Source organism: Aeromicrobium sp. PFPM2_SD2, from assembly GCF_057364525.1.
On record NZ_JBNFNZ010000487.1, the window covers coordinates 1 to 1741 of the forward strand.

At 72.7% G+C, this 1741-nt stretch carries 1 protein-coding gene; it reads left to right on the forward strand.

All coding sequences use genetic code 11. The annotated features are described in order from the left end of the window. Positions 1 to 244 precede the first annotated feature (244 nt). Positions 245 to 1741 (forward strand): substrate-binding domain-containing protein (locus AC2W7G_RS15410; protein WP_485869214.1); only part of this gene is annotated, 1497 nt, incomplete at its 3' end.

Below are 1741 nucleotides of genomic sequence, written 5' to 3' on the forward strand. Positions count from 1 at the left end.
GGGTGGGGCGCCCCCGCTGGCCTGGGTGGTCCTGGGGCTGGCGCCGCTGCCTGGCGGCGGCGTGGGTGGCCGGCGACATGGCCGTCCACCTGCTGCCGAACCTCTTGTGACCCCGGATCGCCGAGGTGCCGTCGAGCGGTCACCCATTGTTCATCGCAAACACCCCGCGTTCGCCGGCCGCCTCCCTAGCGTCTCGGGTGGTGACCGGCGCAGGACCGGTCCGACACCTCTCAAAGGACACGACATGATTCGCTCCCGCGTCTCGGCCCTCGCGGCCGGCGCCGCTCTGGTGGCCGGCACCCTCGCGGTCACCACGGGCACGGCTCAGGCCGCCCCCACGGAGTTCGACCCGGCGTTCGTCCCCGTCGCGGGCGACGTCGTGGGCACCGGCTCGGACACGACGCAGGCCGCCCTCGCGTACCTCGCGCAGTCCTACAACGCCAACCAGGCCGCCGGCTCGCGCCTGGCCTCGTTCGCCGCCATCGGCGACCCGGCCACGATCACGCTGCGCCAGGGCACCACCGCCATCCAGCGCAGCACCGTGAACGGCTCGGGCAACGGCAAGAAGCTGCTCTACGGCACGTCCAACAACACGGCCGCCGACTACGCGCGCTCGTCGTCGTCGCTGAGCACCACCGAGGTCGCCGCGGGCCTCAAGCAGGCCGCGTTCGGCGTGGACGGGCTCAAGATGGCCGTCCGCAAGGCCGGCACCAACGCGCCCGCGTCGCTCACCGCTGCGCAGCTGGTCGGCATCTACCAGGGCACGATCACCGACTGGAGCCAGATCGACCCGAGCAAGAGCGGCACCATCACGCCGCTCATCCCGCAGTCCGGCTCGGGCACCCGCAGCTTCTTCGAGGACCGGCTCAAGGCGTCCAACGGCGGCGTGGCCGTCACCCTGGCCCCGTCGGTCAAGGAGACCCAGGAGCACAGCGACGCCGACGTCGTGGGCGACCCGAACGCGATCGTCCCGTTCTCGACCGGCCGCGCCAAGTCGACCGCCACGATCTCGCTGCTCGGCGGCGTCCAGTTCGAGCGGGCCCTGTACAACGTCGTCCGCAGCGAGGACCTCGCGACCCCGGCGAAGGCCGCGAAGCTCCAGGCGATCTTCGGCGAGACCGGCTTCCTGTGCAGCGTCGAGGGCAAGGCCGCGATCGAGAAGGCCGGCTTCCTGCAGCTCGCTCCGACGTCCGCCGAGGGCGAGTGCGGCAAGTGGACCGACGCCGCCGTCTCCAACTTCAAGAACGCCGACCAGGTCACCGCCGCGTTCACCACGACGACCGTCCGGGCCGCGGCGCTGGGCAACCGCCAGGTCCGCCTGACGGCGACGGTCACGTCGACCGCCTCGATCCAGGGCTCGGTCGACTTCTTCGAGGGCACGACCAAGGTCGGCAGCGCCTTCGTCGCCGGCGGCGTCGCCACGCTGACGGTCGGCAACGTCGCGCCCGGTGCGCACAGCTACACGGCGGCGTTCAAGCCCAGCAACGGCGCGCAGCAGCTGCCGTCGACGTCGCAGACGGCCGCCACGACCACGGTCAAGACCCCGGTCGGCCTGAGCGTCGCCGCGGCGCGCACCACCTACGGCAAGGCCGTCGCCGTGACGGTCAAGGCCAACGCCTCGGTCGCCGGCACCGGCACGGTCACCGTGGGCGGCCGCGCGTACCGCACCTCGTTCGTGCGCGGCGTCGCCCGGGTCACGATACCGGCCGGCCTCAACGCGGGCAGGCAGCGCCTGGCGGTC